2 protein-coding genes are annotated in these 1,630 nt (G+C 43.7%); both read right to left on the bottom strand.

What is annotated here, in order from left to right; all coding sequences use genetic code 11:
• Window positions 1-135: 135 nt before the first annotated feature.
• On the bottom strand, window positions 136-1,050 hold the full coding sequence (gene nlpD, locus AB4496_RS26300) for a murein hydrolase activator NlpD (RefSeq protein WP_009847637.1): 915 nt from the start codon (window positions 1,048-1,050) through the stop codon (window positions 136-138).
• A 35-nt stretch (window positions 1,051-1,085) separates the two neighbouring features.
• Window positions 1,086-1,630, bottom strand: a 545-nt coding sequence (locus AB4496_RS26295) for a protein-L-isoaspartate(D-aspartate) O-methyltransferase (protein WP_372132830.1), incomplete at its 5' end; no start/stop codon positions are given.

Below are 1,630 nucleotides of genomic sequence, written 5' to 3'. Positions count from 1 at the left end.
CGAACTCTTCTTTGGTTACTGCATTGCTTATACTCATAACGCCTCCCCCTGGCGAAATTAGCATGACATTACAACTTCATATGTCGCTAAATGACTATGTCACTCCATACAATACGTAATTTTTGCATATTGTATTTAAGGTAAATACCGTTTTGGATTAACTGATTTACCTTGGTAACGAATCTCAAAGTGCAGCCTGACACTGCTGGCTCCAGAGCTTCCCATTGTTGCAATCTTCTGCCCTGGTTTCACACTTTGCCCTTCAGATACTAATAGTCGGTCGTTATGCGCGTATGCACTTAAGTAATTATCATTGTGCTTCACAATCACTAGATTGCCGTAGCCTCGTAATGCATTACCCGAATAAACAACCGTTCCCCCTGCAGTAGATACTATTGGCTGACCTCGCTGTCCTGCTATGTCTATGCCTTTATTTCCTTGTTCGCCTACAGAGAACTTCTTAATTACTCTCCCTTTCGTTGGCCATAACCATTTGGATACTTTGTTACTCGTTGGTTTTGTTGGCGGTGTAACATTCTGTTTACCTTTAGAACCAACATACTCCTTTGATTTGGATTGTACAACCTTCTTTTGTGGATCTTTTTTCGCCACTTTGGTGGTTGTTTGAGCGGGCGCAGATTTAGAGCTTTTACTCTTTTGAGATGTTGTTTTAGGTTTGCTTGAGGCCAACAAAGTTGTGGATGCGGCAACAGGCGCAGCGACGGCTGCAACCGCTACCGTTGATTTACCATACGCTGGAGCGTTGTAGCTAGGACGCCATAACTTAAGGCTCTGTCCGGGATGGATGGTATAAGGTGCAGACAGATTGTTATAGCGAATCAGCTCTTTAACATCTTTATTTGTTACGTAAGCAATAAAATAAAGGGTATCGCCTTTTTTCACTTCATAGTAACTACCACGATAACTACCACGATCAATCGATGAGTAATTCTTGTTTAAGCTTGAAACTGGCGCAGGCGAATTCGCAGCACACCCAACAAGTGCACAGCTAAGCAGTAGAGAACTTCCTTTAAAAACCTTCGAACGCATCGACTTTCTATCCACCTACACCATTAATAATTTTATTAAGCTAACTCACCAGGTACAAGAGGTACAAATCGCACCATCTCGATAACACTCGATAAGAACTCATCACCGTGGCGAACAATCTTCAACAGTTGTTGTTCATCATCTCCGACCGGAATTAATAAGCGGCCTCCATCTTTCAACTGCTGCAAAAGCGCTTGAGGGATCGACTCTGCAGCAGCGGTGACAATAATCGCATCAAAAGGCGCCTTAGAAGACCAACCTTGCCAACCATCACCGTGCTTGGTTGAGATGTTGTAGAAATCGAGTTGCTTCAACCTACGCTTAGCATCCCATTGTAGCGACTTTATTCTTTCAACCGAATACACGTGATCAACCAGCTGAGCCAAAACAGCCGTTTGATAACCAGAACCCGTTCCGATCTCCAAAACGCGGCTGTCTTGTTGTAACTCAAGCAGCTCGGTCATTTTAGCAACAATGTAAGGCTGAGAAATTGTCTGCCCCTGCCCGATAGGCAGCGCATTATTATCATAGGCTTGGTGATGCATAGCCTGTGATAAAAAGCTCTCTCTCGGTAGTAAGT

It is taken from the genome of Vibrio sp. 10N.222.46.A1 (genome assembly GCF_041473595.1).
Lineage (GTDB): Bacteria > Pseudomonadota > Gammaproteobacteria > Enterobacterales > Vibrionaceae > Vibrio > Vibrio tasmaniensis_A.
Note: the sequence above shows the minus strand (reverse complement) of the source record. Positions and strands in the feature narration are given on the sequence as shown.